General features: G+C 73.5%; 24 protein-coding genes. 13 read left to right on the top strand and 11 right to left on the bottom strand.

Annotated features, from left to right (window positions below; translation table 11 throughout):
• Positions 1 to 178: 178 nt before the first annotated feature.
• The 3 genes from GGE06_RS05275 (at position 179) to GGE06_RS05265 (ending at position 2965) form a co-directional block, all read left to right on the top strand.
• Positions 179 to 868: a maleylpyruvate isomerase family mycothiol-dependent enzyme gene (locus tag GGE06_RS05275; RefSeq protein WP_184930103.1), complete on the top strand. Its 690-nt coding sequence runs from the start codon at positions 179 to 181 to the stop codon at positions 866 to 868.
• 35 nt (positions 869 to 903) lie between these two features.
• Positions 904 to 1560: an MBL fold metallo-hydrolase gene (locus tag GGE06_RS05270; protein WP_116161594.1), complete on the top strand. Its 657-nt coding sequence runs from the start codon at positions 904 to 906 to the stop codon at positions 1558 to 1560.
• A gap of 118 nt (positions 1561 to 1678) precedes the next feature.
• Entirely contained in the window at positions 1679 to 2965 is a 1287-nt protein-coding gene (locus tag GGE06_RS05265) for an MFS transporter (protein WP_184930102.1), read from the top strand.
• A 72-nt stretch (positions 2966 to 3037) separates the two neighbouring features.
• On the opposite strand, the gene GGE06_RS05260 is transcribed toward GGE06_RS05265, so the two are convergent.
• The 5 genes from GGE06_RS05260 to GGE06_RS05240 form a co-directional block, all read right to left on the bottom strand.
• A complete protein-coding gene (locus GGE06_RS05260) occupies positions 3038 to 4042 on the bottom strand; it encodes a TerC/Alx family metal homeostasis membrane protein (protein WP_184930101.1) in 1005 nt (334 codons plus the stop codon).
• A gap of 245 nt (positions 4043 to 4287) precedes the next feature.
• On the bottom strand, positions 4288 to 6168 hold the full coding sequence (locus tag GGE06_RS05255; RefSeq protein ID WP_184930182.1) for a TerD family protein: 1881 nt from the start codon (positions 6166 to 6168) through the stop codon (positions 4288 to 4290).
• A 159-nt stretch (positions 6169 to 6327) separates the two neighbouring features.
• Positions 6328 to 6906, bottom strand: a complete 579-nt coding sequence (locus GGE06_RS05250; protein WP_041128672.1) for a TerD family protein — start codon at positions 6904 to 6906, stop codon at positions 6328 to 6330.
• 152 nt (positions 6907 to 7058) lie between these two features.
• The gene (uvrB, locus tag GGE06_RS05245; protein WP_184930100.1) at positions 7059 to 9197 is read right to left on the bottom strand and encodes an excinuclease ABC subunit UvrB; all 2139 of its coding nucleotides are present in this window, start codon (positions 9195 to 9197) and stop codon (positions 7059 to 7061) included.
• Between the two features lie 71 nt (positions 9198 to 9268).
• On the bottom strand, positions 9269 to 10180 hold the full coding sequence (locus GGE06_RS05240) for an MHYT domain-containing protein (protein ID WP_184930099.1): 912 nt from the start codon (positions 10178 to 10180) through the stop codon (positions 9269 to 9271).
• Between the two features lie 234 nt (positions 10181 to 10414).
• Between GGE06_RS05240 and GGE06_RS05235 the strand changes: the two genes are divergently transcribed.
• Both GGE06_RS05235 and GGE06_RS05230 read left to right on the top strand, forming a co-directional pair.
• Entirely contained in the window at positions 10415 to 10993 is a 579-nt protein-coding gene (locus GGE06_RS05235; protein WP_116161588.1) for a methylated-DNA--[protein]-cysteine S-methyltransferase, read from the top strand.
• Between the two features lie 66 nt (positions 10994 to 11059).
• Positions 11060 to 12364: an MFS transporter gene (locus GGE06_RS05230; protein WP_116161587.1), complete on the top strand. Its 1305-nt coding sequence runs from the start codon at positions 11060 to 11062 to the stop codon at positions 12362 to 12364.
• A 26-nt stretch (positions 12365 to 12390) separates the two neighbouring features.
• Here GGE06_RS05230 and GGE06_RS05225 read toward each other — a convergent pair whose 3' ends face one another.
• The 4 genes from GGE06_RS05225 to GGE06_RS05210 all read right to left on the bottom strand — a co-directional run bounded on the left by GGE06_RS05225 (position 12391) and on the right by GGE06_RS05210 (position 16708).
• Positions 12391 to 13371, bottom strand: a complete 981-nt coding sequence (locus GGE06_RS05225; protein ID WP_184930098.1) for a TolB family protein — start codon at positions 13369 to 13371, stop codon at positions 12391 to 12393.
• Entirely contained in the window at positions 13368 to 14699 is a 1332-nt protein-coding gene (locus GGE06_RS05220) for an MFS transporter (RefSeq protein WP_184930097.1), read from the bottom strand. Before GGE06_RS05220 ends, GGE06_RS05225 begins: the two co-directional genes overlap by 4 nt.
• Complete coding sequence (locus tag GGE06_RS05215; RefSeq protein WP_116161584.1) at positions 14699 to 16039, bottom strand: discoidin domain-containing protein; 1341 nt, start codon at positions 16037 to 16039, stop codon at positions 14699 to 14701. Before GGE06_RS05215 ends, GGE06_RS05220 begins: the two co-directional genes overlap by 1 nt.
• A 312-nt stretch (positions 16040 to 16351) precedes the next feature.
• Entirely contained in the window at positions 16352 to 16708 is a 357-nt protein-coding gene (locus GGE06_RS05210) for a cupin domain-containing protein (protein ID WP_116161583.1), read from the bottom strand.
• 274 nt (positions 16709 to 16982) lie between these two features.
• On the opposite strand from GGE06_RS05210, the gene GGE06_RS05205 reads away from it, so the two are divergent.
• Both GGE06_RS05205 and GGE06_RS05200 read left to right on the top strand, forming a co-directional pair.
• Positions 16983 to 17993 (top strand): pseudouridine-5'-phosphate glycosidase, encoded by a 1011-nt coding sequence (locus GGE06_RS05205; protein ID WP_184930096.1) that lies wholly within the window; start codon positions 16983 to 16985, stop codon positions 17991 to 17993.
• Complete coding sequence (locus tag GGE06_RS05200; RefSeq protein ID WP_116161581.1) at positions 17990 to 18901, top strand: carbohydrate kinase family protein; 912 nt, start codon at positions 17990 to 17992, stop codon at positions 18899 to 18901. Before GGE06_RS05205 ends, GGE06_RS05200 begins: the two co-directional genes overlap by 4 nt.
• Before the next feature lie 12 nt (positions 18902 to 18913).
• On the opposite strand, the gene GGE06_RS05195 is transcribed toward GGE06_RS05200, so the two are convergent.
• Positions 18914 to 19549: a nucleoside/nucleotide kinase family protein gene (locus GGE06_RS05195; RefSeq protein ID WP_184930095.1), complete on the bottom strand. Its 636-nt coding sequence runs from the start codon at positions 19547 to 19549 to the stop codon at positions 18914 to 18916.
• Positions 19550 to 19663: 114 nt separating this feature from the next.
• On the opposite strand from GGE06_RS05195, the gene GGE06_RS05190 reads away from it, so the two are divergent.
• Genes GGE06_RS05190 through GGE06_RS05180 form a run of 3 tightly spaced genes read left to right on the top strand, consistent with a single transcriptional unit; the run spans position 19664 to position 21254 of the window.
• On the top strand, positions 19664 to 20080 hold the full coding sequence (locus GGE06_RS05190; RefSeq protein WP_181924665.1) for a VOC family protein: 417 nt from the start codon (positions 19664 to 19666) through the stop codon (positions 20078 to 20080).
• 47 nt (positions 20081 to 20127) lie between these two features.
• Complete coding sequence (locus GGE06_RS05185; RefSeq protein WP_116161579.1) at positions 20128 to 20880, top strand: SDR family NAD(P)-dependent oxidoreductase; 753 nt, start codon at positions 20128 to 20130, stop codon at positions 20878 to 20880.
• A 26-nt stretch (positions 20881 to 20906) separates the two neighbouring features.
• Positions 20907 to 21254, top strand: coding sequence for a MerR family transcriptional regulator (locus tag GGE06_RS05180; protein ID WP_184930094.1), 348 nt, complete (start codon positions 20907 to 20909; stop codon positions 21252 to 21254).
• A 7-nt stretch (positions 21255 to 21261) separates the two neighbouring features.
• Here GGE06_RS05180 and GGE06_RS05175 read toward each other — a convergent pair whose 3' ends face one another.
• Positions 21262 to 21891, bottom strand: coding sequence for a winged helix-turn-helix transcriptional regulator (locus GGE06_RS05175; RefSeq protein WP_184930093.1), 630 nt, complete (start codon positions 21889 to 21891; stop codon positions 21262 to 21264).
• Positions 21892 to 21975: 84 nt separating this feature from the next.
• Between GGE06_RS05175 and GGE06_RS05170 the strand changes: the two genes are divergently transcribed.
• The 3 genes from GGE06_RS05170 to GGE06_RS05160 all read left to right on the top strand — a co-directional run bounded on the left by GGE06_RS05170 (position 21976) and on the right by GGE06_RS05160 (position 24427).
• Entirely contained in the window at positions 21976 to 23187 is a 1212-nt protein-coding gene (locus GGE06_RS05170; RefSeq protein WP_116161576.1) for a pyridoxal phosphate-dependent aminotransferase, read from the top strand.
• 78 nt (positions 23188 to 23265) lie between these two features.
• A complete protein-coding gene (gene kilB, locus GGE06_RS05165; RefSeq protein ID WP_116161575.1) occupies positions 23266 to 23724 on the top strand; it encodes a plasmid transfer protein KilB in 459 nt (152 codons plus the stop codon).
• Positions 23725 to 23737: 13 nt separating this feature from the next.
• Positions 23738 to 24427 carry a DUF2293 domain-containing protein gene (locus tag GGE06_RS05160; RefSeq protein ID WP_116161574.1) on the top strand — a complete coding sequence of 230 codons (690 nt, stop codon included), beginning with the start codon at positions 23738 to 23740 and terminating at the stop codon, positions 24425 to 24427.
• The last annotated feature ends 26 nt before the right edge of the window (positions 24428 to 24453 follow it).

Here is a 24453-nt window from a genome sequence, read left to right as displayed (position 1 = left end):
TGACACACCCAACAACCAAGGATGCCGGATGCTTCCGTCGAGCCTATAGCACGCACATTCGATTTCCGGCCGCGTGGAGACCTCTTCACCCGAACGAGTGGCGACGCCGGGGGTGCGTTGACGGTCGGGCGTGATCGGCCCTGGCCCGACCGGCACGGCACCCCCTAGGGTCGGCGCCATGATCGACCACGAACTCGACCTTGCCTCCGTCCGCGAAGCGACCGACCGGCTGATCGCCGCGGTCGCCTCCTGGGACAACGCCACGACGGCCGAGCCGTCACGGCTTCCCGGCTGGACCCGCGGCCACGTCCTCGCCCACGTGTCCCGCAACGCCGACGCCCTGGTGAACGTCCTCCAGGGCCGTCCCATGTACGCCGACGCCGCCACCCGGGACGCCGACATCGAGCGCGACGCCGACCGCCCGCTCGACGTCCACCTCGCCGACCTGCGCGAGACCGCCGACCGCTTCCAGGCCGCCGGCGACGAGCCCGCCGACTGGAACCGCACGGTCGAGCTCCGCAACGGCGTCACCGACAGCGCCTCCCGGATCCCCTTCCGCCGCTGGGTCGAGGTGGCCCTGCACCACGTCGACCTGGGCGTCGGCTACGAGCTGGAGGACCTGCCGGAGGAGTTCGTCCAGCGGGAGATCGACTTCCTGACGGAACGGTTCACCGGCAACGCGTCCGTCCCGCCGACCCGGGTCCTGGCCGAGGACGGCTCGGGCAGCTGGACCACCGGCTCCGCGGAGGGCTCCGCCGTCACCGTGAGCGGCTCCCCCGCCGAGCTCCTCGGCTGGCTCGCCGGCCGCCGCGACGGCTCCGCCCTGAAGACCGAGGGCGGCTCCCTGCCGGAACTGCCCCCGCTGTAGGCGCCGCTGTCACTCTCCGGGGCTAGTCTGAGGCCATGACGTACAGCGGAGTGGTGAAGGTCGGCGGCGCGGCGGACGTGCACGAGCTCACGGACCTGATGATCTCGAAGGTCGCGGTCGGCCCGATGGACAACAACGCGTATCTGCTGCGCTGCCGGGCCACCGGCGAGCAGCTGCTGATCGACGCGGCGAACGAGGCCTCGACGCTGCTCACGCTGATCGGTGACGACGGCATCACGGCCGTCGTCACCACGCACCGGCACGGCGACCACTGGCAGGCGCTCGCGGAGGTCGTCGCCGCGACCGGTGCCCGGACGTACGCGGGCGCGTACGACGCGGAGGGCATCCCGGTCGGGACCGACGAGCTGGTGGAGGACGGCGACACGATCCGGGTGGGCCGGGTCGAGCTGACCGCGCGCCGCCTCGTCGGGCACACGCCGGGCTCGATCGCCCTGGTCTACGACGACCCGCACGGCCACCCCCACGTCTTCACCGGCGACTGTCTCTTCCCCGGCGGCGTGGGCAACACGTGGAAGGACCCGGAGGCCTTCGCGAGCCTGCTCCACGACGTGGAGACCAAGCTCTTCGCGGTCCTGCCCGACGAGTCCTGGATCTACCCCGGCCACGGCCGTGACACCACCCTCGGTGACGAGCGCCCGCACCTCGCGGAATGGCGCGAGCGCGGCTGGTGACGCCGGGCGCGCGGCCCCGGAGCTGCGCACCTCCGCACGCCCCCATAACCCGGACGGCGGCGGGGTAGTTGGCGCGACATGCGCCAAAGTCACTCCGTCGCCGTCCCGGCCGCCCTCGATGGTCCGGCTCGCCGCCGCCTCGCTCGTCGGCACCGCCATCGAGTTCTTCGACTTCTTCGTCTACGGGACCGCCGCCGCCCTCGTCCTGGGGCCGCTCTTCTTCCCCACGTTCTCGCCCCTGGCCGGGACCCTCGCCGCGTTCGGCACCTTCGCCGCGGGCTTCCTCGCCCGTCCGCTCGGCTCGATGCTCTTCGGGCACGTCGGCGACCGGTACGGCCGGCGGCCGGTCCTGTTCGCCTCGCTGCTCCTGACCGGCTGCGCCACGGTCGCGGTCGGCTTCGTCCCGACGTACGCGACGCTCGGCATCGCCGCCCCGGCGCTGCTCCTCACCCTCCGCTTCCTCCAGGGTCTCGGCCTGGGCGGCGAGTGGGGCGGCGCGGTCCTGCTCACCGCCGAGCACGCCCCCGCGCACCGGCGCGCGCTGTGGTCGAGCTTCCCGCAGATCGGCCCGTCGATCGGCTTCCTCCTCGCGAACGGGGTGATGCTGGCGCTCACCGCGGGGCTGAGCGACGCCGAGTTCCGCGCCTGGGGCTGGCGGGTGCCGTTCTGGGCGGCGGGGCTGCTCGCGGCCGGCGGCCTGCTGCTGCGGTCCTCCCTCGCGGAGACCCCGCAGTTCGAGGAGCTGTCCGCGTCCGGGCGGCGCGCGGGCACTCCGCTCGCGGAGGTCTTCCGCGACCACTGGCGGCTCGTACTGCTCACGGCCGGGGCGCTCGCGGTCGGGTACGCCGTCTTCTACTCGGTCTCGACCTGGGCGCTGGCGTACGGCACCGAGCGGCTCGGGGTGAGCAGCACGGTGATGCTGAGCTGTGTCATGGCGGCGGTGGCGGTCATGGGCGCGCTCACCCCGCTCGTGGCCCTGCTCGGCGACCGCTGGGGCCGCCGGCCGCTCTGTCTGGCGGGGTGCGCGGCCTCCGCGCTGTGGACGTTCCCGATGGTGGCGCTGCTGCACACGGCGCGGCCGCTGCTGATGTTCCTCGGCTTCCTGGGCTCGCTGCTGGCCTTCATCACCATGTTCGCGGTGATCGCCGCGTACCTCCCGGAGCTGTACGAGCCCCGCGTGCGCTGCACCGGCGCGGCCGTCGGCTACAACCTGGCGGGCGTCCTGGGCGGCGCGCTGACGCCCGTGGTCGCGACCACCCTCTCCGACGGCGGCTCCGGCCCGCCCTGGGGCGTCGCGGCCTACCTGACACTGCTCGCCCTGGTGAGCCTCGGCTGCTTCGCACTCCTCCCGGAGACCCTCCCGGACCGCGCCGGGCGTCCGGCGCCGGAGCCGGCGGCCGCCTGAGCTCGCGGCACCGCACGGCGACGGCCGACCGGAAGGGGATCCCGGTCGGCCGTCGCCGTGTGCGGAAGGACGTCAGGCCTCGACGCTGTCCTTCGAGGTGTCCTCGGGGAGGGTCGGCGACGCGGCGGCCTCCGCGGCCTCGCGCTGTGCCTGCTTCCTGGAGGCGATCAGGCTGGTGATGGTCGTGACGACCAGGACACCGCCGATGACCGCCAGCGAGAACGGGATGGTGATCTCGGGGACGTGCACCCCGGACTCGTGCAGCGCGTGCAGCACGAGCTTGACTCCGATGAAGCCGAGGATCACCGACAGGCCGTAGCTCAGGTGGACCAGCTTCTTGAGCAGGCCGCCGATGAGGAAGTACAGCTGCCGCAGGCCCATGAGGGCGAAGGCGTTGGCGGTGAAGACGATGTACGGGTCCTGGGTGAGACCGAAGATCGCCGGGATGGAGTCGAGGGCGAAGAGGATGTCGGTGGTGCCGATGGCGAGCATGACGACCATCAGCGGGGTCAGCACCCGCTTGCCGTTGTTGACGATGAAGAGCTTGGTGCCGTGGTACCGGTCGGCGACGCCGAACTTCTTCTCGACGGTCTTGAGGAGACGGTTCTCCTCCCAGTCGTCCTCCTCCTCGTCGGAGCGCGCCTCCTGGATGAGCTTCCAGGCGGTGTAGATCAGGAACGCGCCGAAGAGGTAGAAGACCCAGGAGAAGCTCGCGATGATCGCGGCGCCCGCGGCGATGAAGATCGCGCGGAGCACCAGGGCGATCAGCACGCCCACGAGCAGCACCCGCTGCTGGAGGTGGGAGGGGACCGAGAACTTCGCCATGATCAGGACGAAGACGAAGAGGTTGTCGACGCTGAGCGACTTCTCGGTGACGTAGCCCGCGAAGAACTCTCCGGACGCCTGGCTGTTGCCGAAGACCAGCAGGCCGAGCCCGAAGAGCGCGGCGAGCACGATCCAGACGACGGTCCAGATTCCGGCTTCCTTGACCGACACGTCATGGGGCTTGCGCCCGATGAAGAAGTCGGCACCGATGAGGGCACCCAGACCGAGAATGGTCAGCACCCACAGGGTCATTGAAACGTCCACTGCGCCTCCGGCGTCGTACGGCAACTGATCAGCGTCGTCGCTGCCGGAGGTCTCTTCCACCCGGGCGGCGGACGGGCCGCGCCGGGCCGACGCCCCGGGATCGGATCGATGTCGATCCGTCCGTATTGACGGGTGCGCCGCGCAATGGGGAGTACTCCCCTCCGCAGGAAGAAGAGTACCCGAAAGACCAAGAGAAGGTAAAGGGGTGGGTAAAGAAGGACCAAGTGGCCAGGTCAGGCCTGCTTTCCATGGCGAGCGGACGCCACCTGCGTCAGGACCTGACGCAGGATCGAACTGCCCGGCGGGACGAGCGGCGGCTCGTACGACCAGGCGTGACCGACCCACGGATCGGCCAGGTGGTCGTCGGGCACGGGGGTGAGGCGCAGCAGCGAGCGCCACAACGGGTCGAGCAGCGGCCCGTACGCGGCCGCGTCCTCCCGGGCCGCGACCATCAGCAGATGCACACCGACCGAGGGGCCCTCGTCGGCGAGGTACCGCAGCCGGGTGACCGCCCGGTCGTCGAAGCCGTGCGGGAAGTCGTGCACGATCAGCAGCTGCCGGGCCGTGTCCAGGCCGGGCGGCAGCGCGTCCGTCGCCCCGCTCCGCAGCGCCATCTGGAGCAGGTCGACCCGCTCCGTGAGCTGCTCCAGGGCCGCCGAGACCCCGGCCGCGCCCCGGGCGGGCGGGGCGGCCGCGCCCGTCTCCACGAGGGGCGCGAGGGCCGCGGCGCCCGCGCCCGCCGGGTCGATCAGATGGACGGCGAACTCTCCGGCCGGGTGCGCCGCGAGGAGCCGCGCCGCGTGCGCCACCGCGCAGTCCAGGGCGAGCCGCCGCAGCTCGGCCTCGTCGAGGAGCCCGGCCGCCTCGGAGTGGCCGCGGCCGGAGTCCACCCACAGCCCGCGCTCGAGGGGCAGCCGGACGAGCATGGGGATCCTCAGGTCGGTGCGCTCGGGGAGGTGGAGGTCGCCGAGGCGGACGGCCATCGGCTCCTCGGCCGGGACGCGGTAGGCGTGCCAGACGGGGTTGTCCCAGCGGGCGTAGGCGATGGGCAGCGCCGGCTCGACGACCTCGGACTCGGCGGCGAGCTGGGCGAGGTCACGGTCGAGCACCTCCCGGGCGCGCTCCACGAGCTCGTCGTGCCGGGCGCGGGCGGCGGCCCGCGCGGCGTCGTTCGCGCCGCCGGCCCGGGAGCGGTAGTCGGTGAGCGCCTCGTCGAGCTCCCGGTCGAGCCGGGACTCCGCGAAGTCGCAGGCGCTGCGGTAGGCGGCGGCGGTGCGGGCCAGGTCCTCGAACATGCCCCACACCTGGTTGTAGAGCCGCTCGTCCATCGACCAGCCCGAGGCGTCCCCGGCGACCGGCACGGGCGGGGCCTGCCGCGGCTCGGAAGCGGGGGCGGAGTCCTGGGCGGGGGTCGTCCGGCGCCCGGGGTGGGAGTAGTCGACGGGACCGCCCGTGCCGATGCCCGTCGCGGGGGTGGGAGGCGGCGGCGCCGGTGCCGGGTCCGGGGCGGTGGGCGGCGCGGTGTGGAGCACGCGCTCCGGCTCGGGGACGTGCGACGGGGCGGCGGGGGCGGAGTCCTGGGCCACCGTCGCCAGGATCGTGGCGGCGAGATCGGCGGGGCGCTCCAGGCCCTGGTCGCCGAGGAGGGCGGCGAGCCCGCCCTCGTACCCCTGCCCCATGGCGCGGACCTTCCAGGCGCCCTGGCGGCGGTAGAGCTCCAGGGCGACGACGGCGGACTCCGTGTCGAGGCCGGTGATGGTGTAGCTGGCGATCTCGGTGCCGTCGGGGCCGGTGACCGCGACGAACGGGGCGGCGAGGGCGCCGAAGCGGGCGGCCGGGCCGGTCAGCGCGAGGAGGACCGAGACGCGGTGGACGGCGTCGGGGACCGCGTCCAGGTCGACGGCGAGGCGGTGGTCGGCGGCGGTCCCGCCGGGCACGTCGACACCGGGGAGGGAGGGTGCGCCGGGGTGGGCGATCCACTCCGCGCCCGCGACCCGGCCCTGCTCGTCGCCGAGCGCGGCTCCGGCGAGGACGGGATGACCGGCCGACACGCGGATCTCCAGTCGGGTCTCGGGCAGGGGGTGGTTCTGCCCCCGGACCAGCTCGGCCGTCATCGTCTCTGTCCCCTCGGGTGTTTCCATGCGCGGAATCAACGGGTGCGGATCACACGGGTGCGGATCAGGCAGGTGCGGATCAGGCAGGTGCGGATCATGCGGACAGCTCCCGGTGGCCTGCCGCCTCCGGGAGCTGTGGGTGTGCCGTGCCGGGACCTTCTACAGGTGCGGCAGGATCGCGGGCATCAGGTCCTGGAAGGTGCGCCCGTTGGCCGGGTTGCCCAGGGCCGTCATCTGCCAGCCGGAGCCGACCCGGTGCACCTTCGCCATGATCTGCGCGGTGTAGTTGCCGCCGCCGTCGAGGGTGTAGCGCGCGAGCTCCTGCCCGTTCGTCTCGTCGACGATCCGGCAGAAGGCGTTCTGCACCTCCTGGAAGGTCTGGCCGGTGAAGGAGTTCACCGTGAAGACGATCTGGTCGATGTGGACCGGCACCCGCTCCAGGTCCACGAGGATCGCCTCGTCGTCGCCGCCCTGGCCCGCGCCGCCGACGAGGTTGTCGCCGGTGTGCTTGACCGAGCCGTCGTCGCTGACCAGGTGACGGAAGAAGACCACGTCGACCGGCTGCTTCTCGGCGAAGAGGACGGCCGAGGCGTCCAGGTCGATCTCCCGGGTGCGCGAGCCGAAGAGACCGCGGCGCGGCGCCGCCTGCCAGCCGAGCCCCATCCGCACCTGGCTGAGGCTGCCTCCGCCCCGCTTCTCCAGGCTGATGGCCTGGCCCTTGGTCATGTTGACCGACACGCGTCTGCCCCTCTCGTTGGCGTTTCCCCGCGCCCGCTGTCCGGTGCGTGCGGTTGTCGAGCACCCTACGCAGCGGCACCGACACCGCGGCGGCGCGGTCCGGTTTTGTGTCGGTCTTGCAACACACCGGACCGCCCGCCGGCCCTCGCCGGTCAGGCGAGTCCCGCCTCCTTCATCTGGCGCAACTCCTTCTTCAGCTCCCCCACTTCGTCGCGGAGCCGGGCCGCCACCTCGAACTGCAGCTCGGCCGCCGCCGCGCGCATCCGGTCGGTCATCTCCTCGATGATCGCGGCCAGTTCGGTCGCGGGCCGGTCGCCGAGTTCGACGGTGGAGCCGGCCTTGCCGCCCTTGCCGCGGGCCGCGGGCCCGTGCGCGGCGAGCGAGGGCACGGGGGCCTTCGCGCCCTTGCCCTCCTTCACCTGCCGGTAGCCGGTGCCGAGCAGTTCCTCGGTGTCGATCTCCTCGCGCGCGATGGTCGCGACGATGTCGTTGATCTTCTTGCGGAGCGGCTGCGGGTCGATGCCGTGCTCCGTGTTGTACGCGATCTGCTTCTCGCGGCGCCGGTTGGTCTCGTCGATGGCCTTCTCCATCGCCGGGGTGATCTTGTCGGCGTACATGTGGACCTGGCCCGACACGTTGCGCGCGGCGCGGCCGATCGTCTGGATGAGGGAGGTCCCGGAGCGCAGGAAGCCCTGCTTGTCGGCGTCGAGGATGGCGACCAGGGACACCTCGGGCAGGTCGAGGCCCTCGCGGAGGAGGTTGATGCCGACGAGGACGTCGTACTCGCCGGCCCGCAGCTCGCGGAGGAGCTCGATGCGGCGCAGGGTGTCGACGTCGCTGTGCAGGTAGCGCACCTGGATGCCGAGCTCCAGGAAGTAGTCGGTGAGGTCCTCGGCCATCTTCTTGGTGAGGGTGGTGACGAGGACCCGCTCGTCACGCTCGGCGCGCAGCCGGATCTCGTGGACGAGGTCGTCGATCTGGCCCTCGGTGGGCTTGACGACGACCTCGGGGTCGACGAGTCCGGTGGGGCGGATGATCTGCTCGACGAAGCCGTCGCCGCGCGAGAGTTCGTACGTCCCGGGGGTGGCGGAGAGGTAGACGGTCTGGCCGATCCGCTCCTGGAACTCCTCCCACTTCAGCGGGCGGTTGTCGAGGGCGGACGGGAGCCGGAAGCCGTGGTCGACCAGGGTCCGCTTGCGGGAGGCGTCGCCCTCGTACATGGCGCCGATCTGCGGCACGGTGACGTGCGACTCGTCGATGACGAGGAGGAAGTCCTCGGGGAAGTAGTCGAGGAGGGTGTTGGGCGCGGAGCCGGGGTCGCGGCCGTCGAAGTGCATCGAGTAGTTCTCGATGCCGGAGCAGGAGCCGATCTGCCGCATCATCTCGATGTCGTACGTGGTGCGCATGCGCAGGCGCTGGGACTCCAGGTGCTTGCCCTGCTTGTCGAGCTCGGCGAGGCGGCCCTCCAGCTCGCGCTCGATGTCGTTGACCGCCCGCTCCATGCGCTCGGGGCCCGCGACGTAGTGGCTGGCGGGGAAGACGTACAGCTCGCGGTCCTCGCTGATGACCTCGCCGGTGAGCGGGTGGAGGGTGGAGAGGGCCTCGATCTCGTCGCCGAACATCTCGATGCGGACGGCCAGCTCCTCGTACACCGGGAAGATCTCGATGGTGTCGCCGCGCACCCGGAAGGTGCCGCGGGTGAACGCCAGGTCGTTCCGGGTGTACTGGATGTCGACGAAGCGGCGCAGCAGCTGGTCGCGGTCGATCTCCTCGCCGACCTTGAGCGGGACCATCCGGTCCACGTACTCCTGGGGCGTGCCCAGGCCGTAGATGCAGGAGACGGAGGCGACCACGACGACGTCCCGGCGGGTGAGCAGGGAGTTCGTCGCGGAGTGGCGGAGCCGCTCCACCTCCTCGTTGATCGAGGAGTCCTTCTCGATGTACGTGTCCGACTGCGGGACGTACGCCTCGGGCTGGTAGTAGTCGTAGTACGAGACGAAGTACTCCACCGCGTTGTTCGGCAGGAGCTCGCGGAACTCGTTCGCCAGCTGGGCGGCCAGCGTCTTGTTCGGCGCCATCACCAGGGTGGGGCGCTGGAGCTTCTCGATCATCCACGCGGTGGTCGCCGACTTGCCGGTGCCGGTGGCGCCGAGGAGGACGACGTCCTTCTCGCCCGCGCGGATGCGCCGCTCGAGGTCGGCGATGGCGGTCGGCTGGTCGCCGCTGGGCTTGTACTCGCTGACGACCTCGAAGGGCGCCATCGAACGTTCGATCTTGGAAACGGGCCGCATGCAACCACCGTACGACCCGGCACTGACACTCGGGCGGCGATCGGCTCACCGCCCGGTCGCGAGGTGTCCCGTCACCAGTCCTGGGAGCGGTGTCCGCCGCGCGGGACGGTCCTGCGGGCGGCCCGTCCGACGGTCCGGCCGGCGGGGCGCGCGGTCCAGTTGGCGGGCTCGCCGTAGTAGGACGGGACGTGGCGCGGGGCGGGCACGCCGGGGCGGTGCGGGATGCGGGCGGGCCGCTGCCAGTCCGGGTCGCCCATCACGAGCAGCGGGTCGAACATGACGACGACGGCGGCCAGGATCAGGAAGACCGCCGGGCCGATCAGCATGGGCAGCAGGAGCGAGGTCGCGGTGTCGCCGGAGCCGCCGGTCGCCCCGGTGCCGTGCAGGTGGACGCTGACGGCGGCCATGGCGGTGTAGTGCATACCACTCACGGCGACGCCCATCACCAGGCTCGCACCGAGGCTGGCCAGAAATCCATGCACGGAGACGGCCGCCCAGAGGGCCGCCGTGGCGGCCACGACGGCGATGACCACGGAGAGCGCCACGGTGAGCGTGTCGTACTCGATCCGGCCCTGGAAGCGCATACCGGCCATGCCGAGGTAGTGCATGGTGGCGACGCCGAGGCCGGTGATCGTGCCGCCGGTGACCAGCGTGAGGGTGGTCGCCCCGCGGTAGCCGACGATGAAGATGCCGATGCCGACCATGAGGACGGCGACGCCCAGGCTGGCGAAGGTGATGGGGCGGTCGTAGTTGATGGGCGCCTGCGTGACGGAGAAGCCCATCATCGCGATGAAGTGCATCGTCCAGATGCCGGTGCCGATCGAGGTGGCGCCGAGGGCGAGCCAGCCCGCCTTGAAGGTGTCGTCGTGCCGGAGCGATCTGGTGGTGCACCTCAGACCGAGGGCGCCGCCGAGGCAGGCCATGAGAAAGGCGGCCACCGGCGTGACGAGCCCGTAGCTGAATCCGTCGACCGTGCCCTGCATGAGCGTGTGCCCTCCACCCCTGGTGCAACGTCGTCCGAAAACAGTCGGTACCGCTGGGTAGTACTACCGGGGCGAGATTATGGCGCGCCGGGGGCCCCGCGACCATGTGACCGGGGAATTTCCGCTCGCGAGACCGGAGCGAGACCGGTCCGTGATCTAGGTGACCGTTCCGGACCGGGTTGTCGGGTGCCGTTCCGGACCGGCTTGTCGGTGGCGGGTCGTACGGTGGGCGGCATGGACATCGACACGGGGGCGGAAGCGGGACCGGACCGCCGGGAGCGGGCCGCCACGGTGGAGTGGACGGTCGTGGAGAGCGCCATCGGGCCGCTCCTCCTCGCCGCGACCGGGCGGGGGCTCGTGCGGGTCGAGTTCCACGCCGACGCGGCTCGGCGGGAGCGGATGCTCGACCGGCTCGCGGGGCAGCTCGGCGCGGAGCTCGTGGAGTGCGCCTCGGGCCGGCTCGCGGAGGCGATGCGCCGGCTCGACCGGTACTTCGCGGGCGAGCCGGACGACCTCGACCTGCCGCTGGACTGGAGCCTGACGACCGGCTTCAACCGGCAGGTGCTGCGCGAGCTGGCGGCGGGCGTCCCGTACGGCACGGTCGTGGGGTACGGGGAGCTGGCGAGACGTGTGGGACAGCCGGGGGCGGCGCAGGCGGTCGGGGCGGCGATGGGCGCCAATCCGCTGCCGGTGGTCGTGCCCTGCCACCGGGTGGTGGAGAGCGACGGCGGGCTCGGCGGCTTCGGGGGCGGCCTGGAGACGAAGCGGCAGCTCCTCGCGCTGGAGGGCGTGCTGCCGGCTCCGCTGTTCTGAGCGTCTCGGGACCCTCGGCGAGAGGTGGCGTTCCCATCAGTTGGGACGGCTGGCACACTCACGTAAGTGACCCACAGCCCCAGTGCCCCTGACGCCACCGTGCCCGACGAGATACCCGGCGGGACGACCGCTCCCGTCACCCCCGCCGAGCTTCCGGCGCTCCGACGGCGCATCCAGGCCGCGCTGATCGCCACCCAGATCCTGGGAGGCCTCGGCATCGCCATCGGCTTCGCCCTCGCCGCCGTCCTGGCGAGGGACGTGAGCGGCACCGAGGCCCTGTCCGGTCTCGCCTCGACGGCCTCGGTGGCCGGTTCCGCACTGGTCGCCATGCCGCTGGCCACGCTGATGGCCTCGCGCGGGCGCCGGACGGGACTCCTCCTCGCGTACCTCGTCGCGGCGGTCGGCGCCGGTGTGGTGGTGCTCGGGGCGGTCGTCGACAGCTTCCCCGTCCTGCTCGTCGGCCTGGTCGGCTTCGGTGCCGGGTCCTCGGCGAACCTGGCGGCCCGCTTCGCCGCCGCCGACCTCGCCGAACCGGACCGCAGGGCCCGGGCCATCTCCACGGTGGTGTGGGCGACCACGATCGGCGCGGTGCTCGGCCCGAACGTCGCCGCGCCCGCCGGGAAGAGCGTCGCGGGCCTCGGCATCCCCGCCACCGCGGGCCCGTTCGTCTGGGCCGCCGGCGTCTTCGTCCTCGCGGCCGCCGTGGTGGCCGTGCTGCTGCGCCCGGACCCGCTGCTCACCGCCCGCGCGCTGGCGGACTCCGGACCGGGCGGGGCGGCGGAGGGCCGCTCGCTGCGGGCCGGGATGGACGCCGTACGGAAGTCGCCGCGGGCCCGGCTCGCCCTGGTCACCATCGCCGGCTCGCACACCGCCATGGTGTCGATCATGTCGATGACACCGGTGGCGCTCACCCATCACGGCGCGGACATCCAGCTGATCGGCCTCGTGATCAGCGGTCACATCACGGGCATGTACGCCTTCTCGCCGCTCATGGGCTGGCTGTCCGACCGGCTCGGCCGGCTCGCGGTGATCGGGCTCGCGGTGGGTCTCATCGGTACGGCCGCGCTCGTGGCGGGCACCGCCGGAGCGTCCCACGGCCGCACCGCCCTGGGCCTGTTCATCCTCGGTCTGGGCTGGTCGGCGGGGCTCGTGTCCGGTTCGGCGCTGCTCACCGACTCGGTGCCGCAGGCCGCGCGCGCCGCCGTCCAGGGCCTCTCCGACTTCGTCATGAACACCGCCGCCGGGGTCGGCGGCCTCATGGCGGGCCTGATCGTCTCGCAGGCGGGCTACGGACCGCTGAACGCGATCGCCGCGTGCCTGCTGCTGCCGATGGCGGCGCTCGCGCTGCGGGGCGCCGTCCGCAGGGCCTGAGCGGACCGCTCCGGGCCCCGGCGGCCTCAGCGCGGCACCGCCGGGGACGAGGCCCCGCCGGCCAGCCGCCGCGGGGCGCCCGTGCCGTCGGCGGGCACCGACCAGACCGCTCCCCCGTATCCGTACGCGAGGGTCCTCGGGTCCGTCCACAGCGCCTGGTCGTCGATGCCGCGCCGCTCGGCGACCGGGTGCTCGCGTCCGCTGCGGAGGTCGTACACGTACAGCCGCCACGGCTCGCGCGGGCCGTCGGACACCCGCTTCTTGAAGGCGATCCGGGTGCCGTCCGGGGAGAGCGAGGGGCATTCGACGTTCTCCCGCAGGGTGCGGGCGGACCAGTTCCGCATGTCGCCCTCGACGAGGTGCGTGCGGCCGCCCGTGGAGACGGTGGCGTAGAAGCGGTTGTCGTCGGCGGCGAAGCTGACGCCCCAGTAGTTGACGTCGGGGGCGTGGTGGCGGCGGCCGTCGAGGGTCAGCGGGATCTGCTCGATGCTCTTCACCAGGTAGCCGGTGCGCAGGTCGAGGATCGACGTGCGGGTGGAGAAGGCCGAGCGCGCGTACGAGTCGCCGGTGGCGAACATCGTCCAGGACAGCATGTGCCCCGAGGCGGAGACCCTGGCCCGGCTGGGGATGCCGGGCAGGGCGATGCGGCGGACCTCGCGGAGCCGCCCGTCGAGCACGAGGACGTACGAGCGGGCCGGTACGCCAGGCCGCCGCTGGAGGCAGAGGGCGGTGGAACCGGCCGCGTGGAAGCGGTCGCAGGAGGGTCCGCCCGCCACCCGGCCGCCGGGCGCGGCCGGGTCCACGCGCGCGACGCGCCCGCTCGCGGTGTCCCGGACGTACAGCGCCCCGGTGCCGCCGTCGAGGGTGAAGCCGGGTGCGGCGGTGCCGGCGGTCGGGGCCCGTCCCCCGGCGGCCCGCAGCGTGTAGGCGGTGGCTCCGCCGCCGAGCAGCAGCAGGGCGAGGACGAGGATCGCCGCACGCGCCCGCGTGGAGGCGGTGGTGTTCATGTCGTGGTCCCTTCGGGGGTCGGCCCGGACGGCAGCAGACGGGCGGCGCAGCCCAGGGCCGCCGCGAGGGCCAGGAGCGCCGTGACGAGGGCCGTCTCCGGCCCGCTCGCCGTCCAGAGGGCGCCGAAGCCGACGGCGGCGCCGAGCCGTGCGAGGGCCTGTGCGGTCTGGACGACCGCGAGGCCGCCGGCCTGCCGTCCCTCGGCGAGGAACGGTCCGGTGAGGGCCATCAGGACGCCGTCGGTGGCGGCGTAGAAGACCCCGAGCAGCCCGAGGACGCCGGCGAGGGCCGCCGGGCCCGGCACGGGGGCCAGGAGCAGTCCGTAGGCGAGGAGCAGGGCCCCGTGCCCGTACAGGAGCGGCCGGCGGCGCCCGAGGCGGTCGGCGAGGCGGCCGACCGGGACGGCGAGCAGCAGATAGACGGCGGCGGCGCCGAGCGGCAGGAACGGGAACCAGGTGGCGTCGAGGTCGAGCCGCCGCTGGAGCAGCAGGTAGAGGAAGGAGTCGCCGACGGTGGCGGCGCCGAGGAGGACGGCGGCGAGCACGATCCGGCGGTACGCGGGCGAGCGCGGGACGGCGAGGAGTCCGCCACCCGCGCGTGCCGCCGCAGCCGGGGCCTCCCGCCGGGCGCCCGGCGGCCCATCGGGGTCCTGCGCCTCTGGGGCGCGCGGCCGCCCGGAGTCTCGGAGCCGCCCGGGGCCCGCGTTCCGCCCCGGGACGAGGAGCAGCCACAGCAGGACGCCGAAGGCCCCGGCACACGCGCTGACGGCGAAGACGGCGTCGTACGCGTCGGCCGTCGCCCACAGCAGGGCGAAGGCGGCGAGGGGGCCGAGGAGGGCGCCGGTGGTGTCCATGGCGCGGTGGACGCCGAAGGCGCGGCCGAGGTCCTCGGGCGGGCTGTGCAGGGTGATGAGCGCGTCGCGCGGGGCGGTGCGGACGCCCTTGCCGAGCCGGTCGGCGGCGAGGGCGCCCGCGATCCAGCCGGTCGCCCCGCCGGCGAGGAGGAGGCCGAGCCGGGAGCAGGCGGAGAGGGCGTAGCCGAGTCCGGCGACCTGTTTGTGGCGGCCGCCCCGGTCGGCGCCGGCGCCGCCGAGGAGCCGTACGAGCGCGGTGGCGCCGGTGGTGAGGCCGTCGAGGAGTCCGAACTGGAGCGGGGAGAGGCCGAGTCCGAGGACCAGGTAGAGCGGCAGGACGGCGGTCACCATCTCCGAGGAGACGTCGGTGACGAGGCTGACCGCGCCGAGGGCGAGGACGGTGCCGGGGACGCGCCGCCGGGCCCCGGTGGGGCGGGGCGGCGCGTCGCGGCGACCGGTGGTCGCGAGGTACATCAGTGGCAGGTGTAGGTCGGGCCGGAGTCCTTGACCTGGTCGTCGGTGCCGACGTACTGCCAGGTGTAGGTGGTGTCGGTGAGGTCCAGCTTGAGGACGCCGTACGTGCCGCTGATCCGCTTCTGGCTGTTCGGCTGGACCGTCTCGATGGGGTAGGGCTCGGCGCCGCCCATGCCGCCGACGATCTCGACGATGCCGTCGGCGGTGGCCCGTCCGTCGGGGTCCTGCGGGGCGAAGCGCTCGTAGTGGTGGTCGTGCCCGTTGAGGACGAGGTCGGCCTTGGCGCCGTACAGGATCTGCCAGACGGGCCTGGAGACGGGGTCGTTGCCGTGGCCGCCGGAGGAGTACAGCGGGTGGTGGAAGTAGGCGGCGAGGCAGCCCTTGGTGTTCCGCGCGAGGTCGTCCTTGAGCCACTGGATCTGCGCGGCGTCGTCGAAGCTGTTGGAGTCGAGGGCGACGAAGTGCCAGTTGCCCTGGTCGTAGCTGTAGTAGGGCTTGCCCTGGGGGTAGGCGATCGCGCCGAAGTACGACTTGTAGCCGGAGAACGCGCCGGCGGGGTCGTAGGACTCGTGGTTGCCGGGCACGGGCCGGGTCCGCGCCTTGAAGGCGCCCCAGGTCTTGTCGTAGTAGTTCCGGAAGTCGGAGAGACGGGCGTCGTCGTACTGGTTGTCGCCCATCGTCAGGTAGAAGGACGGTGCGATCCGCTGGGCGAGCGCGGCGGTCTTCGGGTGCGCGCAGGAGCTGCTGGACGCGGTGCACTGGGCGGCGATGTCGCCGGCCGCGACGACGGTGAAGGCGCCGGTGGGCGGGGGTGTGGTGGAGGTGGTGCCGTAGACCTCCACCGTGTAGAGCGAGTAGCCGTACGAGGTGCCGCGCGCGGTCCCGTAGACGCGCAGGTGGCGGCCGGTGCCGGTGAGTCCGGTCCAGTCGTCGGTGCCGCCGTTGCCCGCGGTCTCGGTGGCGAGCCGGGTCCAGGTGGTGCCGTCGGCGGAGATCTCGACGCGGTAGGCCTTGGCGTAGGCGGCCTCCCAGACGAGCTTGACGCGGGAGACGGTGGCCGAGGGGCCGAGGTCGACGCGGATCCACTGCGGGTCGGAGCCTTCGGCGCTGGCCCAGCGGGTGGTGGAGAGGCCGTCGAAGGCCTTCTCCGGGCCGAAGGTGGAGTCCTCGACGGAGGAGGACGTGGCCGGCCTGCCCTGGGAGATCAGGGTGTCGGCGGCCGCTCCGGCCCGGTCCGGGAGGACGAGCAGGAGTCCTACGACGAGCAGCAGCACGGCGGCGAGGACGAGGGGCGGTCGGTCGGTGGTGCGGCGAGGTGGGGCGGAGGCGAACAGGCGCATACCCGGGCTCCCTGGCCTGAGGGGTGGCGAGAGCTGGACACCGGTGCGGCGCACCACGGACCGGCCGCGGGAGCGCGGGCCGGGGCGCCCGTGCCGTGGGGGACGGACACGGGCGGCCGGCCGGGTGGCGATTCGGGCGCCACGCGGCGGGGTGGTGCTCGGCGGCCGGGTCAGAGCTCTCGCTGAGCGCGTCACGCCCCTCGGGTGGGGCGCCGCGCCGAGCCGCTGCCCGGGAGGATAGCGGACAGGAAGGTTTCCTACCAGACTCCCAACAGCTCCAACGCCCCGCCGCTCGGCGCGACTTCAGGGCCCTCAGAGGCTGATGTGGTACGCCTTGCGCAGGGTCTCGTGCACGGTCCAGGTCGTCCGGTCGCCCTCGCGCAGCACGCACGCGTCACCGGGGCCGATCTCCAGGGTGTCTCCGCCCTCGACGGCGACGGTCGCGCGCCCGGAGACGACCACGAAGAGCTCGTTGGCCTCGGTGTCGGTGACGACGCCGGGCGTGATCTGCCAGATGCCGCGCAGCTGCTTGCCGTCGGCCGACTCCCACAGCACCTTGCCCGTCACCTCGGGGGTGCCGGAGACGATCTGGGAGGGGTCGAGGGGCTCGACTTCGAGCTCCGCGTCGGGGATGTGCACGGCGAAGGAGGGGAGGTCATGAGTGGTCATGGGCGGTGACTGTAGCGGGGCCCCGAAGGGCCTCCAAGGCCGGGATTGGATGGAAGAACGGCCTCCGTTTCGGCCCCCACCAGGCACGATGCCGAGGACCCGCGACGGCGACGGAATCCGCACCTGGCCTCCGTCCCAGCGTCCCAAGGGTGCCGCGGCCGTCCCCGCCACTGCCGTGCGGCCTCCCGTCACGGATTCCGCAGGCGCCCCCGGCGGGTGGCGGGAGCTCGCCGACGAGGTTTGCGGGGCCGGTGCTCGCGCCAAGGAATGGAACATGTCCACACAGGTGTCCGAAGAGGTGCGGGAGGCGCTCCACGAGGGCCGGCCCGTCGTCGCGCTGGAATCGACGCTCATCGCCCACGGCCTGCCCCGCCCGCGCAACCTCGCCGTCGCGGCGGAGCTGGAGGAGTCGGTACGGGCCGGGGGCGCCGTCCCCGCCACGATCGCGGTGATCGACGGCACGGCCAGAGTCGGGCTCGACGAGGCGGCCCTGACCCGGATCGCCGAGGACCCGTCGGTGCGGAAGCTGGGCCACCGCGACCTGGCCCCGGCCCTGGCGACCGGCGCGACCGGGGCGACGACCGTCTCGGCGACGGCCTGGCTGGCGGACGCGGCCTGCATACGGGTGTTCGCGACGGGCGGGCTCGGCGGCGTGCACCGCGAGTGGCGCGAGACGCAGGACGAATCCGCCGACCTGCGGCTGCTCGCCCGGGTCGGGATCACCGTGGTGTGCGCCGGGGTCAAGTCGATCCTCGACGTGCCCGCGACGCTCCAGCGCCTGGAGACCCTGGGGGTGACGGTCGTCGGGTACGGCACGGAGCACTTCCCCGGCTTCTACCTCTCCTCCTCGGGCGAACCGGTCGACTGGACCCTGCGCACCCCGGAGGAGGTGGCGGGGGTGATACGGGCGCAGGACCACCTGGACGGCCCCCGGGCCGCGCTCGTCGTGGCCAACCCGGTGCCGGAGGCCGAGCAGTTGGATCCCGCGCTGCACGACCGGGTGCTCGCGGGGGGCCTGGCGGCGGCGAAGGAGAAGGGGATCACCGGGCAGGCGGTGACGCCGTTCCTCCTCGAATACCTGATGGTGCACACGGGGGGAGCGTCCCTGGAGGCCAACCTCGCGGCGGTACGCGGCAATGTGCGGCTCGCGGCGGCCGTCGCGGGCGCGTACGCGTCGGGGAGAGGGCCCGGCGGTGCGGCGGCGGGCGGTGCGGCGGCCGTGGGGCCGGGTTCGCGCGGTCCCGGGTCGCACCGCGCTGCGGCGGCCGGCGCAGACGGCCGGTGAGCCGGGCCGGGGGCGCGCTGCTCGTCGTCGGGGACGTGGTCACGGACGTCGTCGCCCGGCACCGGACCCCGCTCTCCCCCGCCACGGACACGGCGGCGGAGATCCGGACCCTGCCGGGCGGTGCCGGGGCCAACGCGGCCTGCTGGGCGGCGCGTTCGGGCGCGGGTGCGGTGCGGCTGCTCGGCCGGGTGGGGACGGACGCGGCCGGCTGGCACGAGCGGGCGCTGCGCGGGGCGGGGGTGCGGCCGCTGCTCGTCCAGGACCCGGACGCGGCGACGGCCACGGTGATCGCGCTCGTGGACGGCTCGGCGGAGCGCACCTTCCTGACGGACAGCGGCGCCGCGCTGCGCCTCTCCCCCGCCGACTGGTCCGCGGGACTGCTCGACGGCGTGGCCCGGCTGCACCTCTCGGGGTACCTGTTCTTCGCCGCGCCGAGCCGTGAGACGGCCTGCCGGGCGCTGCGGGACGCGCGGGACGCGGGGGTCCCGGTGAGCGTGGACCCGGCCTCGGCGGGGTTCCTGGCGGAGCTGGGGGCGGACCGGTTCCTCGCGGCGGCGGAGGGCGCCGAGACGCTGCTGCCCAACGCCGACGAGGCCCGCTCGCTCACCGGGTGCGGCGAACCGGAGGCGGCCGCCGCGGAGTTGAGCCGGCGTTTCCCGCTGGTCGTGGTCACCCTCGGGGCCGCGGGCGCGCTGGTCGCCGAGGGCGGGGCGGTCACGGCGCGGGTTCCGGCGCCCCCGGTGCGGCCGGTGGACTCGACGGGCGCGGGCGACGCGTTCACGGGGGCGTTCCTGGCGGCGCGACTGGCCGGCGCGGACCCGGTGCGTGCCGCGGAGGCGGGCTGCCGCGCGGGCGCGGAAGCGGTCACGGTGGTGGGAGGGAGACCGGAGGGCCTGGCGGAGCCGTAGAAGCAGACGGCCCTACGCCCGGAATCCCGTCCAGGCCGGGTGCCGCGGGTCGTCGGCGCGTACGACGGCGTCTGCCAAGTCCGTGGGGCCGACCTCCATCTCGTACCGGGCGAAGGCGGGCAGGGTCCAGGACTCCTCCGTGCGCCGGACGAGTGCGCCGGGCGAGAGGCGCAGGTGCACGGTGAGGTCGAAGGGGAACCAGTGGCCGAGCAGGAAGGGGCCGTGCAGCACGAGCACGCCGCGCGGTGGCAGCGTGACGTACGGGCTGCGGGTCGCGCGGTCCCTGACCGGGTCCCACAGGTCGGGCAGCACCCGCCCGGTGCCTCCGGGGTCCAGCGGCCCGAAGACCTCCCGCCACAGGGCCCCGGTGTCGGTCCACCCGCTGTAGTACGCGTCGGGGTCCTGCCTCCCGTACTCGTACCGGAGGGACGCCGGCCGCAGGAAGCCGCCGGTCCCCACGACCTGGACCGCCCGCCCGCGCGTGCGCAGCGCCTCGGCGAGGAGTCCGGCGAGTTCGCCGCCGGGCGCTGCGGGCGGCCCGTCGATGCCCACCTTGAGCCAGTCGTCCCCCGCGGCGGCGGGGGACGCGTCGAGGTGGCCGGCGAGTTCCTCCGCCAGCCGGTCCCAGGTGATCGCCTCGTATCGCATCCCGCTCATCCTGCCCGTCGCTGCCCCTGACGTGTACCGGCCGACACCCCCGGCATTACGGTGACCTGGCCGCGCGACCGCACGGCACCCCGCGGAGGAGAGGACTCGCTTCCCATGAGCCGGCGTCAGGAACCCCTGCCCTACGAGACCACGGGGACGACGACGCCCTTCGGCCTCGGGCTGCACCACGTGCAGCTGTCCCTGCCGCCGGGCGAGGAGGAGGTGTGCCGCCGATTCTACGTGGACGTGCTCGGCATGACCGAGATCCGGAAGCCGCCGGTCCTCGCGGCGCGCGGCGGCCTGTGGGTCCGCTCGGACGCGCTGGAGATCCATCTGGGCGTCGAGGAGGACTTCCGGCCGGCCCGCAAGGGGCACCCGGGCATCCTGGTCGCCGACCTGGACGGCCTGGCCGGGCGGCTGACCGGCCAGGGGGTCGAGGTGACGTGGGACGACGACTTCCCGGGCCACCGTCGCTTCTACGTCGCCGACTGCCACGGCAACCGGCTGGAGTTCCTCAGCCCCGGGCGGTGAGCCGGACTTGACCTTGTCACTGGCGTCAGGGTTCGAGCATCGGCGCCATGGACACCACCACACCCACCAGGGTCGTCGTCGTCACCGGCGCGGGCACCGGCATCGGCCGGGCCACCGCGCGCTCCTTCGCCGCGCAGGGGGCGACGGTCGTCGCCGTCGGCCGCCGGGAGGAGCCGCTGCGGGAGACCGCCGAGGGACACCCGGGCATCCACCCGTTCGCCGCCGACATCACGGCGGAGGGCGCGGCCGAGGAGATCGTCCGTGCCTCGCTGACGGCCCACGGCCGTCTCGACGTCCTCGTCAACAACGCCGGGATCTCCGCGGGCGGCCCGCTGGGCACCCTCGACCGCTCCGTGATCGCCCCGCTCCTGGAGACGAACCTCGTCGCCCCCGTCCTGCTCACCCAGGCGGCCGTGCCCGCGCTCCGGGAGTCCCGGGGCGTCGTGGTGAACGTGACGACGACGATCGGCCAGCGCGGCTGGCCGGCCAACTCCGTGTATCCGGCGACCAAGAGCGCCCTGGAGACGCTGACCCGCTGCTGGGCGGTGGAGCTCGCGCCGGCCGGCGTCCGGGTCGTCGCGGTCGCGCCCGGGGCGATCGAGACCCCGATCGCGGAGCACATGGGCCTCACCCCCGAGCAGCGGAAGGCGGTGCGGGCGTGGCAGCTCGCGCACACCCCGCTGGGACGGGTCGGCAGGCCCGAGGAGGTCGCCTGGGCGATCACCGCGCTCGCCGCTCCGGACGCCGCCTTCCTGACCGGCACCGTCCTGCCCGTCGACGGGGGCGCGCTGGTGTCGTGATACGACTGCGCGAGGAGGTGGCGTCCTTGCGCATCGGTGAACTGGCCCGGCGGACCGGTGTGTCGGCCCGCGCGCTGCGGCACTACGAGCAGGCGGGGCTGATCGCGTCGGTCCGCGCGGCCAACGGGTACCGGGTGTACGAGGAGATCGCCGTCGCGCGGGTGTCGAACATCCGGTACCTCCTCGACGCGGGGTTCACGCTGGACGACGTGTCGGCGTTCCGCACCTGCCTCGACGGCGACGTCTCGGCGGTCCCGCCGTCCGCCCGCGCCCTGGAGATCGCCCGCGAGCGCCTCGCCGTGATCGACGCGCGCATCGCGGCCCAGACGGCGGCCCGCGACCGCCTGGCGAGGGCGCTGGCCGCGCAGTCGTGACCTGACCTCAGGCCCGCGCGACCACCGACGTGGCCCGCTCCAGCGTGGCGCGGCCCGACGCCACCGCCGCGTCCAGGGTCAGCTCCCCCGCTGCGAGGGCCCGGCAGGTCGAGGAGTCGGTCCGCAAGCGGGCGTCGGGGGCGTCCACCCCGCCGTCGCCGTGGGACACGCTCCCGTCGACCCCGATCCGTACGTGGAACTCGCCTTCGTCGAGGGTCACCTGGACGACCCCCGCGCCGAGTTCCGCGAGCGCCCCGAGCAGCGGGATCGCGTACCAGTGGGCGCGGACGGCGTCGGTGGGACGCGGCTCCCCGAGCTCGGGCGCGCCCCAGGCGGCGAGGGTGCGCAGGACGGGCAGCAGCTCGCGTCCGCGCGGGGTGAGTTCGTACACGTACGCCGAGGCGGGCGGGGGCAGCCTGCGCCGGGTGACGAGCTCGGCGCCCTCCATGTCCTTGAGGCGGCCGGCGAGCATGTCGGTGCTGACGCCGGGCAGGTCGGCGTGGAGGTCGGTGTAGCGGCGCGGCCCGGCGAGGAGTTCGCGGACGACGAGCAGGGTCCAGCGGTCGCCGACGAGGTCGAGGGCGCGCGCGGCGGCGCAGTGCTGGTCGTAGCTGCGGCGGCGTGGCTGACGTGGCATGCGACGCAGTCTAGACATGTTGTTGGACTTTCCAAGCTCGAACTTGGTAAAACCAAGCATCAACAATTCTGGGGAGGTCGGCACATGGAGTTCCGGCAGTCGAGCAAGCTGAGCGAGGTCTGCTACGAGATCCGCGGCCCGGTCATCGAGCAGGCCAACGCCCTGGAGGAGGCGGGCCACAGCGTCCTGCGCCTCAACACCGGCAACCCCGCGCTCTTCGGCTTCGAGGCGCCCGAGGAGATCGTCCAGGACATGATCCGGATGCTCCCCAAGGCCCACGGCTACACCGACTCCCGCGGCATCCTCTCCGCCCGCCGCGCCGTCGCCCAGCGCTACCAGTCGATGGGCCTGCCGGACGTCGACGTCGACGACGTCTACCTCGGCAACGGCGTCTCCGAACTCATCTCGATGGCCACCCAGGCCCTCCTGGAGGACGGCGACGAGGTCCTGATCCCGGCCCCCGACTACCCGTTGTGGACCGCGGTCGTGACGCTCGCCGGCGGAAAGCCCGTGCACTACCTGTGCGACGAGTCGGCCGACTGGTACCCGGACCTCGACGACATGGCGTCGAAGATCACCGACCGGACCCGGGCCCTCGTCGTCATCAACCCCAACAACCCCACCGGCGCGGTCTATCCGAAGGAGATCGTCGAGGGCATCCTCGACCTCGCCCGCCGCCACAACCTCATGGTCTTCGCCGACGAGATCTACGACCAGATCGTCTACGACGAGGCCGTCCACTACCCGGCCGCCTCCCTCGCCCCCGACGTGGTCGTCCTCACCTTCGGCGGCCTCTCCAAGACCTACCGGGTCGCGGGCTTCCGCTCCGGCTGGCTGGTCGTCACCGGCCCGAAGCAGCACGCGAAGAACTACCTGGAGGGCCTCACGATGCTGGCCTCCATGCGGCTCTGCCCCAACGCCCCCGCCCAGTACGCCATCCAGGCCGCGCTCGGCGGCCGGCAGTCGATCCACGAGCTGTGCGCCCCGGGCGGCAGGCTGCGCGAACAGCGCGACCGGGCCTGGGAGAAGCTCAACGAGATCCCCGGCGTCTCCTGCGTGAAGCCGAAGGGCGCGCTGTACGCCTTCCCGCGCCTCGACCCCGCCGTGCACAGGATCCACGACGACGAGAAGTTCGTCCTCGACCTGCTGCTCCGGGAGAAGATCCAGGTCGTCCAGGGCACCGGCTTCAACTGGCCGCGGCCGGACCACTTCCGCATCCTGACCCTGCCGTACGCCGACGACCTCGACGCCGCCGTCAGCCGCATCGGCCGCTTCCTGAGCGGCTACCGGCAGTGACGTCCGGCCCCCCGTGCTGTCATGATCTACGGGTCTGAAGGCCTCTGACGGCTGAGGGAAACGGGAGGGCGGCCGGTCATGGATGCGGCGCTGATAGCCGTGGCGGGAACGCTGCTGGGCGTGATCTTCACGCACTGGTTCCAGGCGCGGACCACCGAGCGCACGGCCGCGCTCGCCCGCAACGAACAGCTCCGTCAGGAGCGGATCGAGACGTACAGCGCCTTCGCGGGCGCGGTCGTCGACTACCGGCACAGCCAGAACGACCGCTGGTTCCGGGCCCGTTCGCATCCGGGCTCGGAGGAGGCGGAGGAGTCCCGCCACGCCTCCTACCGGCAGCGCACCGCCGCCCGACAGGCCCTCTTCCGCGTCCAGTTGGTCTGCGACGACCCGGAGATCCGGCGCCTCGCCGAGGCGGCCTTCGTGGAGTCCCACTGCATGCACGAGGCCGTCGACGAGACGGACCGCGCCCTCCGCTCCGAGCAGGCCAAGGAGGCGCTCGCCGTGTTCATCGCCGCCGCCGCGCCCGGCGTCCGCTGAGCGGGGACCCGCCGTGGACCTCGTCGCGCCCGTCGTCGTCGAGCCGCTCCGGCGCCGCCGCTGCTCGGAATGCCACCGGGGGCCGCTGGAACGGATGATCGTCGAGTTCAACGCGCCGGTCTGTCTGGACTGCGCCGACCTCGGCCACCTGGTCTTCCTCCGCCGGGGCGACACGGCGCTCACCCGCCGCGCCCGGGAGGCCAGCACGCTCTGGGCCGTGGTCGTACGGCACAACCGGCGCCGCACCCGGTACGAGCGTCAGGGCCTGCTCGTCGAGGAGGCCGCCCTCGCCGAGGCGGAACGGGCCTGCCTGGCGGACGCCGACGCGCGGGCCGCGCGACGGGCCCGGGACGCGGTGCGGCGGGCGGCCCTCGACGCCGAGATCACCGCGGTCCTCCTGGCGGAGATCCTGCGGCTCTTCCCGTCCTGCCCGGTGGACCGGGCCACGGAGATCGCCGTCCACGCCTCGACGAAGGGCAGCGGACGGGTGGGGCGCACGGCCGCGGGCCGCTCGCTCGACCGCGGCGCGGTCACCGCCGCGGTACGAGCCTCCGTACGGCACGTCGACACGCCGTACGACTCCCTGCTGATGCAGGGGGTCCCCCGGCACCAGGCCCGGACGAGGATCGCGCCCGCCATCGAGGCGGTGCTCCGGACCTGGCGCCAGGACGTCGGGACCGCCGGCGACCGGGAACGCGGCTGACGGCTCGGGCGTCGGCCCACGTCGAC

This window comes from Streptomyces nymphaeiformis (assembly GCF_014203895.1).
GTDB lineage: Bacteria > Actinomycetota > Actinomycetes > Streptomycetales > Streptomycetaceae > Streptomyces > Streptomyces nymphaeiformis.
The sequence above is the reverse complement of the archived record's forward strand: the minus strand, read 5'-3'. Positions and strand labels throughout refer to the sequence as shown.